Below are 17,453 nucleotides of genomic sequence, written 5' to 3' on the forward strand. Positions count from 1 at the left end.
TAAAAACACGAGGTTTGTCAACAAAAAACCCGCCGGAGCGATCCGGCGGGTTTTGTCGTTGAAGCTTGTCCGATCAGCGCAGGCTGCTCGGATTCTGCGGCGTGCCGCCGGCGCCGCCGCCGAACAGGCTGCGGGCCGCGTTCGCAGCGCTGCCGCCGGAAAGCATCTGCTGCAGGAAGGTGAGTTCCTTGCCGCCGGTCGGCGTGACGCGTCCGATCGTGTCGAACACCTTGCCGTCCTGCAGCGTATAATTGGCGCGGCGGCTGACGACGCCGTCCTTGTCGAAATAGATCGCCAGAACGCTCTGATCGACGACCTTCAGCTTCTGGAAGGCGACCGAACGCGTGCGCCGCTGCGAGATGTAATAGAAGACTTCGCCGTCGAAGGTCGCCGTCGTCGACGGGGTGCCGAGCGAAAGCAGCGCCTGCTCGCGGCTCGAGCCTTCCGGAACGAGATTGAGCGACTGCTGGTCGGCGACGTAGCCGCCATTGAGCACGGTGCCGGTCTGGCAGCCCGAAAGAGCCGTGGTTGAGGCGATTATGAAGGCAATGGCCGCGCTGCTGAAGAACTTCATGTCAGACTTGAAATACCGTTTCTTCAACGACATCTACTCCCTTGAGTGTCGATAGCAGCCGTTTGGGCCTTGCACGCTTCCTCCTGCAAAACCATTGTGGCCATTCCGGGTCGAATGTCCCGAATTTGTTTCCCAACGCCTCGAAGGCGTCGTCCCGAAACTGGCTACGATCGGCATTGCAATTCGCGCCTGCTTCGGTAAACCAGCTTTCGAAATCATGCAACAAGGCCAGACGCCAGCCGGCGTGAAGATTGAGGCATTTCCGGAAAAAACAATGATCTTCGGTCTCTTCCGCAAGAAAAACAACAATCAGGCGATCGTCGACAGGCAATATGCGGCGCTGACGGCCGCCGCGCGCATGCCGGAACTTTATGAGCGGCTCAATGTGCCGGACACGGTCATGGGCCGTTTCGAAATGCTCTCGATCGTGATGATTCTGTATTTTCGCCGCACGCGTGCCTCTGCTGTCAGCGGCCAGGAGATCGCCCAGGAGATCGTCGACGCCTTTTTCCAGGACATCGACTATTCGATCCGCGAACTCGGCATTGGTGACAACAGCGTGCCGAAACGCATGAAGAAGCTCGCCGGCATGTTCTACGGCCGGCTCGAAGCCTATTCGAAGGCGATGGATGCGGGCGATCGCGAAGCGCTTGCGCTCGCCCTCCAGCGCAATATCTACCCCGAAAGCCCGGCGCCGGCCGATATGTCCGGCCTTGCCGGCTGGATGGTGGCGGCAGAAGCCCATCTGTCCGCCGTTCCGGAAGAGATGATTGCCGGCGGCTCGGCAACGCTGCCGCCGGTCGCCTGAAGGAGGAAATAATGAAGAACGATCGGGACGATGTTCCCTTCTCCTATCACGTCAAGGTCGGCCATATCTCCGCCAACCCCGTCGAGGTCCATATCGAGGCCGACGCCAGCGAATTGAAGGCGCTCGCCGAGGCCTGGAACGTCGTCTCCGTCGAGGCTCTGAGCGCCGATCTGCAGATTGGCCGCTGGAAGCGCGACGGCGTGCGCGTCAAGGGCCGCGTGCAGGCGAAGATCGTCCAGTCCTGCGTCGTGACGCTCGAACCGGTCGAAGCCACCATCGACGAAAACTTCGAGCAGATTTTCGTGCCTGAAGGTTCCAAGCTTGCCCGCCAGCCCGGCAATGACGCCGGTGAAATGCTGCTCGATCCAGACGGTCCTGATCTGCCCGAGACCTTTGTCGGCGATACGATCGATGCCGGCGAGGTGGTCGCGGAATTCGCCGCTCTTGCGATCGACCCCTATCCGCGCAAAGAGGGCGTCGAGTTCGAAGGTCATATCGAAGATAGCGGCGAGAACGATAAAAAGCCCTCCGCTTTCGCGGTTCTCAAGGACTGGAAAAAGGACTGAAGCCTCGCTGGCATTTGACATAATTCAGTTGTATGCGACGCCAAAACCAGTATTTTGGCCGAAATTTCGCCCCTCGGCGGAAAGAAGGATCAGGGACGCGTGATCAGAATATCTCTCGACCTCATGGGTGGCGACTTTGGTCCCCAGGTTGTCATCCCCGGCGCTGCCAAGGCGCTGGATCGGCATCCGGATATTTCTTTCGTTTTTTACGGTCTTAAGGAACAGTGCGATCCTGTTCTCGCCAAATTTCCGAAACTTAAGGAAAAATCGGTCTTTCACGATTGCGAGCTTGCGGTCAGCATGGAAGAGAAGCCGAGCCAGGCGCTGCGCCGTGGCCGCTATGTCTCCACCATGTGGCGTTCGATCGAAGCGGTGAAAACGGGCGATGCCGATGTCGCGGTCTCGGCCGGCAATACCGGGGCGCTGATGGCGATGGCGAAGTTCTGTCTTCGCACCATGGCCAATATCGAGCGCCCGGCGATCGCGGCGATCTGGCCGACGCTGAAGGGTGAGAGCATCGTGCTCGATGTCGGCGCGACGATCGGCGCCGATGCGCAGCAGCTGATGGATTTCGCTCTGATGGGCGGCGCCATGGCGCGCGCGCTTTTCGAGATCGAACGCCCGACGATCGGCCTTCTGAACGTCGGCGTCGAAGAGGTGAAAGGCCAGGAAGAGGTCAAGGAGGCCGGTAGGCTGTTGCGCGAGGCGAATATCGATTCGCTCGAATATTCCGGCTTCGTCGAGGGCAACGATCTCGGCAAGGGCACCGTCGACGTCGTCGTCACCGAAGGCTTCTCCGGCAATATTGCGCTCAAGACCGCCGAAGGCACGGCCAAGCAGATCGCCGAATATCTGCGTGCGGCCATGTCGCGCACGCTGCTCGCCCGCATCGGCTACCTCTTCGCCAAAGGCGCCTTCGACATGCTTCGCGAGAAACTCGATCCGAGCAAGGTCAACGGCGGCGTGTTTCTCGGCCTGAACGGCATCGTCATCAAGAGCCATGGCGGCGCCAATGCCGAAGGCATCGCCGCCGCGATCGAGGTCGGCTACGACATGGCCAAGAACGGCCTCAATCAGAAAATAGAAAACGATCTTAAGAAATATCATGCCAAGCGCCTGCCCCCGATGGGCCCGGAAGCGGCATGAGCGATGGGGTTCAATCGAATATGATCCGTTCAGTGGTTCGCGGATTCGGAGCCGCACTTCCGAAGCGCGTGATGACCAATCAAGATATGGAAGCCATCGTCGATACGTCGGACGAATGGATCGTCCAGCGCACCGGCATCCGCCAGCGTTACGTGGCCGGCGACGACGAGACGACGGCCTCGCTCGGCGAGGCGGCCGCGCGGGCGGCGCTCGAAAATGGCGGGCTGACGCCCGACGACATCGATCTCATCATCTGCGCCACCTCGACGCCCGACAACACGTTTCCGGCGACCTCGGTCAACATCCAGAACCGTCTCGGCATGTGCCACGGCTTCGCCTTTGACGTTCAGGCCGTCTGCACCGGTTTCGTCTATGCGGTGACGACTGCGGACGCCTATATCCGCGGCGGCCTTGCAAAACGCGTTCTGGTGATCGGCGCCGAGACTTTTTCGCGCATTCTCGACTGGAACGACCGCACGACCTGTGTGCTCTTCGGCGACGGCGCCGGCGCGATCGTGCTGGAGGCGGCCGAAGGCGAGGGGACGTCTGAAGACCGCGGCGTGCTGACCGCGCATCTGCGTTCCGACGGTTCGCACAAGGACAAGCTTTATGTCGACGGCGGACCGTCGACGACCGGCAGCGTCGGCAAGCTGCGCATGGAAGGCCGCGAGGTTTTCAAATACGCCGTCGGCATGATCACCGATGTCATCCAGGCTGCGTTCGATTCGACCGGCACCACCGCCGAAGATCTTGACTGGCTGGTGCCGCACCAGGCCAATCGACGCATCATCGACGGTTCGGCGAAGAAGCTGAACATCGATGCGGAAAAGGTCGTCGTCACGGTCGATCTGCACGGCAATACCTCGGCCGCCTCGATCCCGCTCGCGCTTGCGACCGCTGCCGGCGACGGCCGCATCAAGAAGGGTGACCTGGTGATGCTCGAAGCGATGGGCGGCGGCTTCACCTGGGGCGCCGTTCTGTTGCGCTGGTAAGCGCAAATCCTAAAAAACTGGCGGCGAACAAGAGCTTGACCGTGAGGCGCAAGACAAATACTCTTCGATCGCTTTCACAAAATAATTTGTAATGGGCGGGGAAACCATGACCGGAAAAACAGTGACGCGAGCAGACCTGGCGGAATCCGTTTTCCGAAAGGTTGGGCTTTCCCGGACAGAATCCGCCGAACTTGTCGAAACCGTCATCGACGAAATCTGCAACGCCATCGTGCGTGGTGAAACCGTCAAGCTTTCTTCCTTCGCCACCTTTCAGGTTCGCGACAAGAACGAGCGGATCGGCCGCAACCCGAAGACCGGCGAGGAGGTTCCGATCTCTCCCCGCCGGGTCATGACCTTCAAGGCATCGAACGTGCTGAAGACGCGCATCCTCAAGGCGCATGTCGCTCGCAAGGTCAAGCTGAAGCCGCAGAATCCGGCTCTCTGATATCGGTCTTCCGCCTGCTCGGAACGGCTTTTTTCTCCCGCATCATCCATCGCCTGTGCGCAACGTCGACACATGACTTGAATTGTCGGCGCCAAACCTTTGAAATATGGTGAGTCGCCGTTGGATCGAGCCTGCGAGGTTGCGTAGCAGTATGACGTTGGACAAGAGCCCCGATGCCTTTCGCACCATCAGCGAAGTCGCAGACGATCTTGATCTGCCGCAGCATGTGCTGCGCTTCTGGGAAACGCGGTTTCCTCAGATAAAGCCGATGAAACGCGGCGGCGGCCGTCGCTACTACCGGCCGGAGGATGTCGACCTTCTCAAGGGCATTCGGCATTTGCTCTATGATCACGGCTATACGATCAAGGGCGTGCAGAAGCTTCTGAAGACCAACGGCAACAAGTTCGTCATATCGGTCGGCCATGGCGATCTCGCCAGCGTCGAGGCGCTTGCCTCGGGCGTGCAGGAGACGGGATCGGGCGAGCCGCGCGTCGGCATGGCCGAGGAGGACCAGATTGTCGGCCGCGCCAAGCCGCCCATCACCCGCCGGTTCTTCAACTTCGTGGCCGGAGACGACGATCAGCCGGAAGTCTCGATCGGCAAGTCGAGCATCGGCAAGGAAGACAGGGCGCTGCTGCAGGAGGCGCTCTACGACCTCCTCGAATGCAAGCGTCTGCTTGATCAGGTGCGTTGAGGAAACACGCCTCAGGCTTCAGCAAGCAGCTTCATCGCCTGTTCGAGCTCGCTGAGCTGGAAAGGTTTGCGCAGCACCGGCAGCGTGCTTGGGGTGCTGCCTTCCGGTGCACTGCCATAGCCCGTCGCATAGAGATAGGGTTTGCCGCGCTCGTCGAGCAGCTTTGCGACCGGCAGCGAACTCCGGCCGGCAAGTGAGACGTCGAGGATGGCGGCGTCGAACTCCGTGTCCTTGGCAGCCGCGAGCGCCCGTTCCAGGTCGGGCGCAGTCGCGCAAACCCGATAGCCGAGATCGCTCAGCATGTCCTCGAGCAGCATGGCGATCAGCGCATCGTCCTCGACGATGAATATGTCTTTCATGATCCCGTCCACCCATTCCCCTTGCTGGGCACGAAGTTTATGTGACCGCTTGTGCAGCTCGTCAAGATGCTGCACGCAGCGGTGGTAAAACCTGTTGCGCAAAAGCCGCGCCGCGGTTTTACGGAACGATATGTGTAACCATAAAAGCCTAAGGCGCGGCAAGCGAATCCGAAAGATCGCGCCGCGCTTTCGAAACAGCATATTGCCCGGCGAAATTCGTTGTGCAAAAGCTGAGATGCCGTTTCAGCGACGGCTACTGCAAAATTCGCGAAATGGGAATCGCTTTACGGAAAAAATTATGCAGTAATTCAAAGCGTTGCAGCGTCCTTTGCGCGCGTCTGAAAGGACGCGCGGCGCTGTGAGAAGGGGTATGGAATGGATTTGCTGAGTGCCACGGATTGGCTGCGTCACAGGCCGGGCTATACCTATCCGCTGGCGGTTGCCTTCGTTGGTCTGACGTTTCTTCTGCGACTCGCTGCCAGCGATTATCTCTCCGGTTTTCCCTTCCTGAGTTTCCTCCCGGCGATCTTGCTCGCCAGTTTCATCGGCGGCGCAGGACCGGGCCTTCTCGCGGCCATGGTTGCGGCCTTCGTCGTTCAGCAGTTTTTCGTCGAGCCGCATGACGCATTCTGGCCGGTCAGCGCCGGCCAATGGGTTGGCCTTTCGACCTATCTGGTCAATGCCGCGATCATCATCGGACTGATGGAGATGATCATCATCGCCCATGGCAGGCAGAGCCGCCTCCGCTCCGAGCTCAACGGCTTCAACGCGCGCCTGGAGGAGACGGTGGGCGAGCGCACTGCCGCACTCAGACACGAGATGGAAGAGAATGCCGCCGCCCAGGCGCAGGTCCGCCAGCTGCAGAAGATGGAGACGATCGGCCAGCTCACAGGCGGCGTCGCCCATGATTTCAACAACATGCTGGCAATCATAATCGGCAATCTCGATCTTGCCCAGCGGCGCATGACCGGACATGAGGATCCGCGCCTGCTGAACTCCCTTCAGAATGCCAGAGACGGGGCCCAGCGGGCGGCGGTGCTGACCGCGCGTCTTCTCGCCTTCTCGCGCCAGCAGCCGCTCGCCCCGGAGGTGATCGACGTCAACAAGCTGGTCGGCGGCATGTCGGAGTTACTGCGACGCACGCTCGGCGAACATATCCGGATCGAGACCGTGCTCGCCGGCGGCCTCTGGCCGAGCTTTGCCGATTTGAGCCAACTCGAAAACGCCATGTTGAACCTGGCCGTCAATGCGCGCGACGCTATGCCCGGCGGCGGTCATCTGACGATTGAGACTGCCAATACCGAACTGGATGAGCGATATTCACGGATGCATTCGGAGGTCGAAGCGGGCCAGTATGTGATGATCAGCATCACCGACACCGGCACCGGCATGTCGCCAGACGTGATCGACCGCGCCTTCGATCCGTTTTACACCACCAAAGGACCCGGCAAGGGCACGGGCCTCGGCCTCAGCCAGGTCTACGGCTACATCAAGCAGAGCGGCGGCCATATCAAGATCTATTCGGAGATCGACCGCGGAACGACGGTAAAGATCTATCTGCCACGCCATGTCGGCAAGGCGGATGCGCGCCTCGCTGCCGCCGGCGCCCAGCCGCTTCCCCAGGGCAGCGTCAACGATACGATCCTGGTGGTGGAGGACGATGAACACGTCCGCACCATGACCGCCGAAAGCCTGCATGAACTCGGTTACACCGTATTGCAGGCGGGAAGCGGCGTGGAGGCGCTTCTCCTTCTCGAGCAGAATTCCGATATCGACCTGATCTTCACCGATATTGTGATGCCGCAGATGAGCGGGCGTCAGCTTGCCGACGCCGTTCAGGAAAAATGGCCAAGAATCCGGATCCTTTACACCACGGGTTACACGCGCAATGCCATCGTCCACAATGGCGTGCTGGATCACGGCGTTTCGCTGCTCGCCAAGCCTTTCAGCCTGGAGCAGCTCGCCCATAAGATCCGCGAGCTTTTGAATATGCCGGTGAGGATGGGAGGCGAGGAGGCGTGAAGTCGCGCGCGACGCGCGTCTCCAGCCTCCCGATCACCTTATTCAAGAACCTGAATCACGCGGTGCGTCTTCGGCTCGACGATGACGCGACGTTCGTTGATGACCGTGTAGCCATAGCCGTCGACATTGGGCACGGTATGGATTTCGACGGTGTCCGGCAGCGTCGCGCCAACCGTGATCTCACCATCATAGACGACCGATGGCGTGTTTTGCTCCATGACATAAGTGCGCACCTCGCCGGGCAGGACGACAGAGCCGGTTGGTGCGGGATCGGTGATGACGACGGTGCTCTGTGCGAAGGCGGCCGAGCAGATGGTCAGCATGGCGGCCGTAGCCAACATGATCTTGCGCATGGGATGTTCTCCTTTTTAAACCCTGGACATCAAGGCAACGTCGGCCATGCAGCATAGTTCCGCCCTGGCCTGCCGCCTTGGCGGGGGGGCGGGCATGCCGATTGTTTGTTGCTAAACGACTTTGTGCACCATACGGTTGAGCTGTCCGAATCATGTTCAGTGCGAGTCTTCCGGTGGCATCAGGGGCGGGCTCTTTACACTTCATTAACCATGTCGGCGGCTTATGTCGGGTGAACGGCCGGGTGGTCGTTGATTCGAAGGTCCGTCGCGTTTCGGTTTGCGAATGGATATCTGGAAAGACGATTGCGGCGGCTCGAGACATGCGCTTGCGGAAGACGATATCGCTGGTGGCAGTGGCGGGCATGATGGCCGGCTGCACGTCGACCGGCGGTGTGCGGCAGCCTTCCGGGCCGGAGACGGTGGCGCCTGAGAAGGCGCTGGTTCTGCCGCCGCCGGGTGGCCCGTCGATCGTCAGCGTCGTCGAGCGCAAGCGTGGCAATGGTGTCGAACAGTCGGTCTCGCTGTTCACGTCCTCCGCGGTGCCCGGCCAGAATTTTCTGAAGATCCAGTTTTTCGGCGCGTCCGGGGCCAATCCCGGAACGGGCAATGCCGGCTTCAGCATGATCAACGAGAGCGCTATTGCCCGCGAAATGGCCCACGCGGTCCCCGGCGTACCGATGGCGACCTCGGCGACCTTCCTGCAGAACGCTTATGGCCCATTCGGCTATGCCGCCGGCCGGAGCCGCGCCGGCGACGCCTGCATCTTTGCCTGGCAACAGATCCGCTCGAGCGCGGCCGCCAATACGCAGGCCCGCAATTTCGGCATGATCCAGCTGCGTCTGCGGCTATGCGATGCGCGCGCATCCGAGCGCCAGCTGCTCGGCATCGTCTACGGCTACACCATATCGGGCACCTTCGACGGCGTGATCTGGAACCCCTATGGCACCCCGCCGCCGGCCGATGCGGCGCTCGGGCGTACCGGCGATCCGATCTATCCCGACGAGGGCGGATATCGCGCCAGCCCGATGCCGATCGGTTATGAGCCGGCGCCTGCCGTCGTCCGCCTGCCGCGGACAGCTCCGCTTCGCAGCGCCCCGAGTGGGCAGCCGGCGCAAGGCGCCGCACCGCTGCCGGCGCCCATCGGTCCGCGGGTGCCGCTGCCGGGCGAGGCGCCACAGACGAGCGCGGCGCCGGAGGCGGCCGGCGCACCGTTGGTACAATCGGCAAGGGCGATCGGCGTCACCGTGCCCTCACCGGACTGCATAGGCGACGCGGCCATGACGGCCGTCTGCCGGAGATAGAGCATGATGCCGAAAAGCGGGAGCGGTTTTCGGCCGGCATCATGCTTTAACTCTTTAATTTAGAACAGGATTCGGATTTAGGCCGAGCTGGCCTAAATCATCCTGTTCCAGCGAGGGTGCCCGGGTGTCGGACGATGCCTCGGCGGAGAATTTCGAAGGAACGTCGATGCGCAAAGCCCGCAGCGTCTTCATATGGGCCGTGGTTTCGCTCTGCATGATCGTGCTGATCACCCTGCCGGTTAACCTGCAGACCCAGCTCATCACCAGCATCACGGTTGTCACGGTGATGGCGCTGATCAAGATCCTGAAGGGCGAGGGGACGTGGCGCCTGGTGGCGCTCGCTTTCGGCACGTCGATCGTGCTGCGCTACGTCTATTGGCGCACCACCAACACGTTGCCGCCGGTGAACCAGCCCGAGAATTTCATTCCCGGCCTGCTGCTCTACCTTGCCGAAATGTATAGCGTGGCGATGCTGGCGCTCAGCCTTTTCATCGTCGCCACACCGCTGCCGCCGCGCCCTTCGCGCGCCGCCAATCCCGGGCGTCTGCCCCATGTCGATGTCTTCGTGCCCTCCTACAACGAGGATTCCGGCCTTCTCGGAAACACGCTGGCTGCCGCCAAGGCCATGGACTATCCGGCCGATAAGCTGCATGTCTGGTTGCTCGACGATGGCGGCACCCTGCAGAAACGCAATTCCGGCAAGTTGCTCGAGGCCCAGGCGGCGGCGGCCCGGCACGTCGAACTAAAGCAGCTTTGCCAGGATCTTGACGTCACCTATCTCACGCGTGACCGCAACGAGCATGCCAAGGCGGGCAATCTCAACAACGGCATGAAACATTCGACCGGCGAACTCATCGCCGTCTTCGATGCGGACCACGCGCCGGCCCGCGACTTCCTGCTCGAGACTGTCGGTTATTTCGAAGACGATCCGAAGCTCTTCCTCGTCCAGACCCCGCACTTCTTCATCAATCCGGATCCGTTGGAGCGCAACCTGCGCACGTTCGACAAGATGCCGAGCGAGAACGAGATGTTCTACGGCATCATCCAGCGCGGCCTGGACAAATGGAACGCCGCCTTCTTCTGCGGTTCGGCCGCGGTGCTGAGCCGCAGGGCGCTCGAATCGCAGAACGGCTTTTCCGGCATCAGCATCACCGAGGATTGCGAGACGGCCTTAGCGCTGCATGGCAGCGGCTGGAACAGCATCTATGTCGACAAGCCGCTGATCGCCGGCCTGCAGCCGGCCACCTTCGCAAGCTTCATCGGCCAGCGCAGCCGCTGGGCGCAGGGCATGATGCAGATCCTGCGTTTCCGCTTCCCGCTGCTCAAACGCGGACTGTCGATCCCGCAGCGCCTTTGCTACATGTCCTCGACGCTTTTCTGGCTCTTCCCGTTCCCGCGCACGATCTTTCTGTTTGCGCCACTCTTCTACCTGTTCTTCGATCTGGAGATCTTCACCGCCTCCGGCGGCGAGTTCCTGGCCTACACGTTTGCCTATATGCTGGTGAACCTGATGATGCAGAACTACCTCTACGGGTCGTTCCGCTGGCCGTGGATTTCCGAACTCTACGAATATGTCCAGACGGTGCATCTGCTGCCGGCGGTCGTCTCCGTCATGCTCAATCCGAGGAAGCCGACCTTCAAGGTCACCGCCAAGGACGAATCGATTGCCGTCAGCCGCCTGTCGGAGATCAGCCGTCCGTTCTTCGTCATCTTTGCGGTGCAGATCATCGCGCTCGTCATCACCTTCTACAGAATTTATGCCGAACCCTATAAGGCCGACGTCACGCTCGTCGTCGGCGGGTGGAATGTCATCAATCTGATCATGGCCGGCTGCGCGCTGGGCGTCGTGTCGGAACGCGGCGAGCGCGCCCTGTCCCGCCGCGTCCGCGTCAACCGGCGCTGCGAATTCGGCGCCAACGGCAAATGGTATGCGGCCTCGATCGAGGACGTTTCCGTCCATGGCGCGAGGCTTCACATCTTCAACAAACAGCTTGATGAGATGATCATCGGCGCACCTGCCGAAATGCGCTTCCGGCCCTATAGCGGCGCCGAGCTGGAAACCCTGCCGCTTATCGTCCGCAACATCGAGCCGTCGGGCGATATCAGCAATGTCGGTTGCCAGTATGTGCCGAAAAGTGCCCTCGACCACCGCCTGATCGCCGACCTGATGTTCGCCAATTCCGGCCAGTGGACCGAATTCCAGACCTCGCGCCGCCGCAATCCGGGCCTGATCCGCGGCACCATCTGGTTCCTCGGCCTGTCGCTTTATCAAACCAGCCGCGGCCTCGTTTACCTCTTCCGCAGCATGCGGCCGGAGCGGGAGGCACAGCAGCAGGCGGCAAAGGTCAGTGCCGGATGAAAAGCATCGTCGCCGCTTCGCTTCTCCTGCTGAACGCTTCCGCCTTCGCCCAGGCGCAGACGGCGCCCTTCGACATGTCCGGCGAGCGGCCGCCCGGCGCGTCCGTCGCCCCGAGGCCGACGCCGCCCGCTCCGCCGGTGGCAGCACCGGTGCCCGTCAGGCCTGCAGTTTCGGTAACACCCGCACCGGCGACGCCGGCAGCGCCGGCGCCCGTTCCTGCGCCGATCATTGTCCAGCGGCAGCCGGCGCCGGCGCCCCAGCCTGGCGCGGCAGCAAATGCCGCTTCGCAGCCCAGCCCCCGCGATATCAGGCATTATCTTGTGCCCTTTTCGAAATTCAGCCTCGGCGGCGAATACGACCGCCGCTCATGGTCCGTCTATCTGACGCCCGAGCAGGCGGCGGCCAAGGCAAGTTTCACCTTCGCCCATCAGAATTCGATCGTCGTCGCGCCCGAGGCCTCGGCGCTGACCGTCTATCTCAACAATCGCCCGATCGGCCAGCAGCGCGTCGGCTCGCCGGACGCCCCATCAGCCGTCACATTCGAGGTTCCCTCCGGTCTGCTGCAGCCAGGCGCCAACGTCGTCACCTTCCAGGCCGATCAACGCCATCGCACCGATTGCAGCATTCAATCCACTTATGAACTCTGGTCGAACATCGATCCGGCCGGAACCTATCTGAGCTTCGCCGGCAGGAAGGCCGCGGAACTCTCGAGCGCCGACGCAATTCGCGCCATCGGCGTCGACGGCGCCGGCAGGACCGCGTTCGATATCGTCGTCCCGGCGCTGGAGCAGCCGGGAACCACCGAGCCGCTGCTGCGGCTGGCGCAGGGCCTGTCGGTGCTGAGCAGCATGCCGAACCAGATATTCGCCTTCAGCACTGCCTCGCTTCCGGCCGCCGGTCCCGGCAGGCTCGGCGTGCTCGTCGGCACCGCCGCGGAGCTGCGGCCGCTCTTTCCCGGCCTGCCGCCCGGCGCCGAAAGTGCGCCGCTCGCCGCTTTCGTTACCGATCCGCGCAGCGGCTCGCCCGTGCTTCTGATCAGCGGTCCTTCCTGGCAGGCGGTCTCCTCGGCGATCGATACCATCGTCTCGCCGGTGGACAGGCCCGCCGATGTCCGCCGCGATGTGCTGACCACCGAACGCTGGAGCGCACCGAACGCGCCGCTGATCTTTTCCGATACCAGCATTCCCCTGTCCCAGCTCGGCGTAAAAACCACCGAATTCTCCGGTCGCCGGTTCCGGACCAGCTTCAATGTCGGCGTGCCGGCGGATTTTTATGCCAATGCCTATGGCGAGGCGAAGGTGCTGCTCGACGCCGCCTATACCGATAAGGTTCAGCCGGGCAGCCACATCGATATCTACGTCAACGACAACATCGCCTCCACAGTGCCGCTCACCTCGACGACAGGCGGCATTCTGCGCCATCTGCCGATCCGGGTGACGATGCGTCACTTCAAGCCGGGTCTCAATACGGTGGCAATCGAGGCGATCCTGATGACGAAGGGCGATGCCGCCTGCGCGCCGGGCAGCAGCGCCGATGCGAATGCGCGCTTTGCCCTGTTCGATACCTCCGAATTGCATATCCCGGATTTTGCCCGCGTCGGTCAGCTTCCGAACCTGGCCGCCATGGCCGGCACTGCCTATCCCTATGGTCGGGCCGCCGAGCCGACGCCGCTCTTCATCGATCGTATCGACGCCGACACGCTGTCGGCCGCCGCCACCCTGCTCGGGCAGATGGCGATCATGGCCGGCCATCCGATCGCCGTCGAGAGCGTGGCCTCGCCGAATACGATCGGCGATCGCGACGCCATCTTCATCGGCTCGATCTCGCAGATGCCGGCGACCGCGCTGTCGCAGACCAATGTCTCCACGGCGAGCCAGGCCTCGTGGCGTCCCGTGGTCGACGCGCAGCCCGGCGTCGTCGATACCGGCACGGCCTTCGAGGAATGGAACTCCAAGGTCAGCGGCGGTCTGTTGCGCGGACAGATCACCGCCTTCCGCGAATGGGTCGGGCGCAATTTCGACATTACGCGCAGTTCGCTGCAATTCATCCCCGGCGCCGAAGAGATATTCACGCCGCCAAATATGGCCACGCTGCTGGTTGCCCAGGGCTCCAGCCCCGCGGGCGCCGGCGCGTGGACAGTGGTGACGGCGCCCTCGGCGAAAGATCTGCGCGAGGGACTGGAGGTCCTGACCGCGCAGATGAACTGGCCGCAGATATCGGGCCACATCACCACCTATTCGAGCAAGACGGCCAAGATCGAGACGGTGCCCGTCACCCGCTTCGATTTCGTGCCCTCCACACCCTGGTCGGTCTCCAACTATCGTTTGATCGCCGCCAACTGGCTGTCGACGAATATTCTCTCCTATGCCTTCCTGCTCGTTGCCTTCGTGCTGCTGATCGGCATCAGCACATCGAGCATGCTGAAAAATCTGGGCCGGTCGAAATGAGGCTGTGGCGCGTGCTCCTCGTTGCGGCGACGGCCATGTTCGCCCCCGCAAGCCCGCCGGCCGTCGCGCAGCAGGCGATGATCAATGCCGATGCGTGGTCCGCTTATAAGGCGAAGTTTCTCGATCCGAGCGGCCGCATCATCGATAACGGCAACGGCAATATCAGCCACAGCGAGGGGCAGGGCTATGGCATGCTGCTCGCCTATCTCTCGGCAAGCCCCGCCGATTTCGAGCAGATCTGGTATTTCACCCGCACCGAACTGCTGTTGCGCGACGATGGCCTGGCCGTGTGGAAATGGGATCCGAACGTCAAGCCGCACGTGACGGACACCAACAATGCCACGGATGGCGACATGCTGATCGCCTATGCGCTGGCGCTTGCCGGCACTGCGTGGAACCGCAACGACTATATCCTGGCGGCCTCCCGAATGGCCCAGGCGCTGCTCGCCAAAACAGTCGCGCGCTCTGCCGGCCAAATGCTGCTGCTGCCGGGCAGCGAAGGTTTTACCGCCGCTGACCGCAAGGACGGCCCCGTCGTCAACCCCTCCTACTGGATCTATGAGGCAATTCCGGTGATGGCCGCACTTGCCCCGTCGGATGCCTGGAAAGAATTGTCGGATGATGGCGTGGCATTGTTGAAGACGATGCAGTTCGGTCCGCGCAAGCTTCCTGCCGAATGGGTCAGCCTCAGCGGCCCGCCGCAGCCGGCGGAGGGGTTCGACGCCGAATTCGCCTATAACGCCCTTCGCATTCCGCTCTATCTCGCGCGCGGCGGCATCACAGACAAGGCGCTGCTGACCCGCCTGCAAAAGGGCATGTCGCAGGATGGCATTCCAGCCACCATCGATCTGACCACCGGCCGGCCGAAGACCGTCTTGTCCGACCCCGGTTATAGAATTGTTAACGATGTTGTGGCCTGTGTAGTCGACGGGACCAAGCTGCCGGTCTCCGCCCTGCAATTTGCGCCCGCACTCTATTATCCGTCCACGCTTCAACTGCTGGGGCTGGCCTATATTGGGGAGAAGCATCCGGAGTGTCTGTGAAATCTTCTCTCGTGGCGATTTCAGCGGCAGCCGTGGTGGCGACCCTCGTCACCGGGCTGAAGGATCGCGCCACCCTGCAGGAAAGGTTCGGCATCCCCGCCGTCAAGCCGGCGCCTGAACTGATGATGATGGGCCGCATCAAGCCGTCCGACGCTTCCGCCGGCAATCCCGACTTCAATGCCGAGGCCGTCGCCGACAAGATCGAGGCGATCACCTCTCCGCAACCACCAGCACCGGACACGCCTGAGCCGAACGTCGCAAGAGAGCCGCCTGCAGCAGCGCAATCCGAGGCGCCTCAGACAGCCGGTGAACCGGCGCCGGTCCCTTCGGCGATCGTCGCCGAGCAGCCGGCGCCGCAACAGGCGGCAGCGCCGCCGCAGCCTGACGTCGATGAAAGCGCGCTTCGCTATTTTGCCAGCCGCGGCGACAAAGTGCGCCTGCAGGCTGAAATCTCCCGCCTGCAGGCGCTTTATCCGAACTGGGTTCCGCCGGCCGATCCGCTCGCCGTGCCGCAAAACGGCGACAAACAGCTCGAAGCCATGTGGAAGCTCTATTCCGACGGACGCTATGCGGAGCTACGCAAGGCGATCGCCGACCGGCAGGCCGCCGATGCCGGTTGGCAGCCGCCGACCGATCTGCTCGATCGGCTTGATGTCGCCGAGGCCCGCGCCCGTCTCATCAACGCGTCGGATCTCAAGCAATATGCGACCGTGGTCGATATTGGCGCCGCGACGCCAAGCCTGCTGACCTGCAGCGAGGTCGATGTTCTCTGGCGCGTCGCCGAAGCCTTCGTTCGCACCGAGCGATCGCAGCGTGGCCAGGATGCCTATGCCTATATACTGAAGAATTGCGGCGATCCGGCCGAACGGCGGGCGACGGTCGAAAAGGCCTCGACGCTGCTTGACTATCAGCCCATGCAGGCGCTGCTGGCGCTGGAGAAGCCCGCTGCCGACGGCAGCAGGGAATTTGACGCGATCCGCGACAACCTCGCCCGACGCTTCGTGGCCGAGAGCAATGAGGATCCGAAGCTTGCCATTGCGCCCCATTACATCGCCCGCCTCGAAAAGCTGGCCGAAAGCGAAGGTCTCGCCTCCGATGCGCTGCTGCTCGGCTGGTACCAGCTTCGCCGCAACAACCCTGCCGATGCCGAGAAGTGGTTCCGCGCCGCCCGAGCCAAGGAGGAAACCGCCGTTGCTTCGCAAGGCCTGGCGCTGGCGCTGATCGCACGCAGGGCGCCTCAGGAGGCCGAGGACGTGATGTTCCGCTGGCGCGCCGATTCCGACGATGCGACATCGACCTATCTTGCCGCTACCGCCAATCTGATGGCGCTGCAGCCGCCCGCCGATCTCACCGAAGAGGTGTTGCACCGCGTCGCCGCCGAGGTGATCGCCCGCAAATATGTGCCGACGGCGCAGCAGTTCGGCTGGTATGCACGCTCTCTCAACCAGTTCCAGACCGCCGCGCGCTGGTTCGAAACCGCGCTTGCCTGGAAACCGGACGACGAACCGTCCGCCTATGGCCTTGCCGTCACCCGGGAGCAGCTGAACGACCGTAAGGGCGTGCTCGACCTCCAGCGCGCCTGGGCCGGCCGGTCGGCGCGCATCGCCAATCTTGAAGACACGCTGGTGTCGAATGCCGGCGCGCAGCCGGCAAAGCCGCCGCTTGCCCCGCAGCAGCAGGCTCAGCCGGCAGAGCCGCCGCAGCCCCCGGCCGCTTCAACGCAGCCGGAGCCGGAAGTCTCCGTTCGCGTCGCAAGGCCGGCGATGCAGACGGTGGCGGTCGAGCGCGGTCCGCGCCGGGCGCGGGGCTGCTCGACGACCATCGACGCCGGACAACTCGGGCCGTCCGAGGCGCTGTCGCGCGGTTGGTGCCTGATGGAGATCAACCGGCCGATGGAGGCGATCCCGGCCTTCGAGACGGCGTTGCAGAGCCCGGTCCGCAAGATCCGCGAAGATGCAGCCTATGGCCAGAGCCTTGCCTATCTGCGCGCCGGTCTTTCCAGCAATGCCGCCGTCGCGGCAACCAAGGCGCCGCAAAGCCGCCAGCGCGCTGCCGAACTGCAGGTGGCGATCCTCGCCGATCGTGCGCTGCAGGCCTTCGACGCCGGCCGTTATCGCGAAACCCTCATCTACCTCGATCAGCGCGCCCAGCTGCAGCAGGAGCGCATCGATCTGATGGTTCTGCGCGGCTACAGCTATCTCAATCTGAAAATGTACGATGATGCGGGCCGGATCTTCGAAGCCGCCGCCGCGACCGGCAACCGCGATGCCACCCGCGGCCTCGCCGATCTGCGGAAGATCACCCATCCCGACGTCAACGACTGACATTGACGCCGCCGCCACTC

Annotated in this window: 15 protein-coding genes; 12 read left to right on the forward strand and 3 right to left on the reverse strand. The window is 62.6% G+C overall.

Going from position 1 to position 17,453, the window contains the following annotated elements; all coding sequences use genetic code 11:
• Positions 1–73: 73 nt before the first annotated feature.
• On the reverse strand, positions 74–607 hold the full coding sequence (locus tag CO655_RS08415; protein ID WP_097664349.1) for an outer membrane protein assembly factor BamE: 534 nt from the start codon (positions 605–607) through the stop codon (positions 74–76).
• A gap of 184 nt (positions 608–791) precedes the next feature.
• Here CO655_RS08415 and CO655_RS08420 point away from each other — a divergent pair, with 184 nt between their 5' ends.
• The 6 genes from CO655_RS08420 (at position 792) to CO655_RS08445 (ending at position 5,225) form a co-directional block, all read left to right on the forward strand.
• Positions 792–1,382 (forward strand): ubiquinol-cytochrome C chaperone family protein, encoded by a 591-nt coding sequence (locus tag CO655_RS08420; RefSeq protein ID WP_097606521.1) that lies wholly within the window; start codon positions 792–794, stop codon positions 1,380–1,382.
• An 11-nt stretch (positions 1,383–1,393) separates the two neighbouring features.
• A complete protein-coding gene (locus CO655_RS08425; protein WP_010028962.1) occupies positions 1,394–1,948 on the forward strand; it encodes a DUF177 domain-containing protein in 555 nt (184 codons plus the stop codon).
• A gap of 99 nt (positions 1,949–2,047) precedes the next feature.
• Positions 2,048–3,094: a phosphate acyltransferase PlsX gene (gene plsX / locus CO655_RS08430; protein WP_097606522.1), complete on the forward strand. Its 1,047-nt coding sequence runs from the start codon at positions 2,048–2,050 to the stop codon at positions 3,092–3,094.
• A 20-nt stretch (positions 3,095–3,114) separates the two neighbouring features.
• A complete protein-coding gene (locus CO655_RS08435; RefSeq protein WP_097664403.1) occupies positions 3,115–4,086 on the forward strand; it encodes a beta-ketoacyl-ACP synthase III in 972 nt (323 codons plus the stop codon).
• A gap of 106 nt (positions 4,087–4,192) precedes the next feature.
• Complete coding sequence (locus CO655_RS08440; protein ID WP_064682168.1) at positions 4,193–4,531, forward strand: integration host factor subunit alpha; 339 nt, start codon at positions 4,193–4,195, stop codon at positions 4,529–4,531.
• Positions 4,532–4,682: 151 nt separating this feature from the next.
• Positions 4,683–5,225 carry a MerR family transcriptional regulator gene (locus CO655_RS08445; RefSeq protein WP_064682169.1) on the forward strand — a complete coding sequence of 181 codons (543 nt, stop codon included), beginning with the start codon at positions 4,683–4,685 and terminating at the stop codon, positions 5,223–5,225.
• 11 nt (positions 5,226–5,236) lie between these two features.
• Here CO655_RS08445 and CO655_RS08450 read toward each other — a convergent pair whose 3' ends face one another.
• The gene (locus tag CO655_RS08450) at positions 5,237–5,584 is read right to left on the reverse strand and encodes a response regulator (protein ID WP_097581670.1); all 348 of its coding nucleotides are present in this window, start codon (positions 5,582–5,584) and stop codon (positions 5,237–5,239) included.
• A gap of 375 nt (positions 5,585–5,959) precedes the next feature.
• Here CO655_RS08450 and CO655_RS08455 point away from each other — a divergent pair, with 375 nt between their 5' ends.
• Entirely contained in the window at positions 5,960–7,606 is a 1,647-nt protein-coding gene (locus tag CO655_RS08455; protein ID WP_010031114.1) for an ATP-binding protein, read from the forward strand.
• A 38-nt stretch (positions 7,607–7,644) separates the two neighbouring features.
• Here CO655_RS08455 and CO655_RS08460 read toward each other — a convergent pair whose 3' ends face one another.
• Positions 7,645–7,959, reverse strand: a complete 315-nt coding sequence (locus CO655_RS08460) for a DUF1236 domain-containing protein (RefSeq protein ID WP_010031115.1) — start codon at positions 7,957–7,959, stop codon at positions 7,645–7,647.
• Between the two features lie 320 nt (positions 7,960–8,279).
• On the opposite strand from CO655_RS08460, the gene bcsN reads away from it, so the two are divergent.
• From bcsN to CO655_RS08485, 5 genes are all read left to right on the forward strand, one after another.
• On the forward strand, positions 8,280–9,260 hold the full coding sequence (gene bcsN / locus CO655_RS08465) for a cellulose biosynthesis protein BcsN (protein ID WP_097664351.1): 981 nt from the start codon (positions 8,280–8,282) through the stop codon (positions 9,258–9,260).
• 166 nt (positions 9,261–9,426) lie between these two features.
• Positions 9,427–11,619, forward strand: a complete 2,193-nt coding sequence (gene bcsA / locus CO655_RS08470) for a UDP-forming cellulose synthase catalytic subunit (RefSeq protein ID WP_097664404.1) — start codon at positions 9,427–9,429, stop codon at positions 11,617–11,619.
• Positions 11,616–14,066, forward strand: a complete 2,451-nt coding sequence (locus CO655_RS08475) for a cellulose biosynthesis cyclic di-GMP-binding regulatory protein BcsB (protein ID WP_097664352.1) — start codon at positions 11,616–11,618, stop codon at positions 14,064–14,066. Before bcsA ends, CO655_RS08475 begins: the two co-directional genes overlap by 4 nt.
• Positions 14,063–15,109: a glycosyl hydrolase family 8 gene (locus CO655_RS08480; RefSeq protein WP_097664353.1), complete on the forward strand. Its 1,047-nt coding sequence runs from the start codon at positions 14,063–14,065 to the stop codon at positions 15,107–15,109. Before CO655_RS08475 ends, CO655_RS08480 begins: the two co-directional genes overlap by 4 nt.
• On the forward strand, positions 15,106–17,433 hold the full coding sequence (locus CO655_RS08485; RefSeq protein WP_097664354.1) for a cellulose synthase: 2,328 nt from the start codon (positions 15,106–15,108) through the stop codon (positions 17,431–17,433). Before CO655_RS08480 ends, CO655_RS08485 begins: the two co-directional genes overlap by 4 nt.
• Positions 17,434–17,453 lie beyond the last annotated feature (20 nt).

The sequence above is a fragment of the Rhizobium sp. M1 genome (genome assembly GCF_002531805.1).
GTDB lineage: Bacteria > Pseudomonadota > Alphaproteobacteria > Rhizobiales > Rhizobiaceae > Rhizobium > Rhizobium etli_C.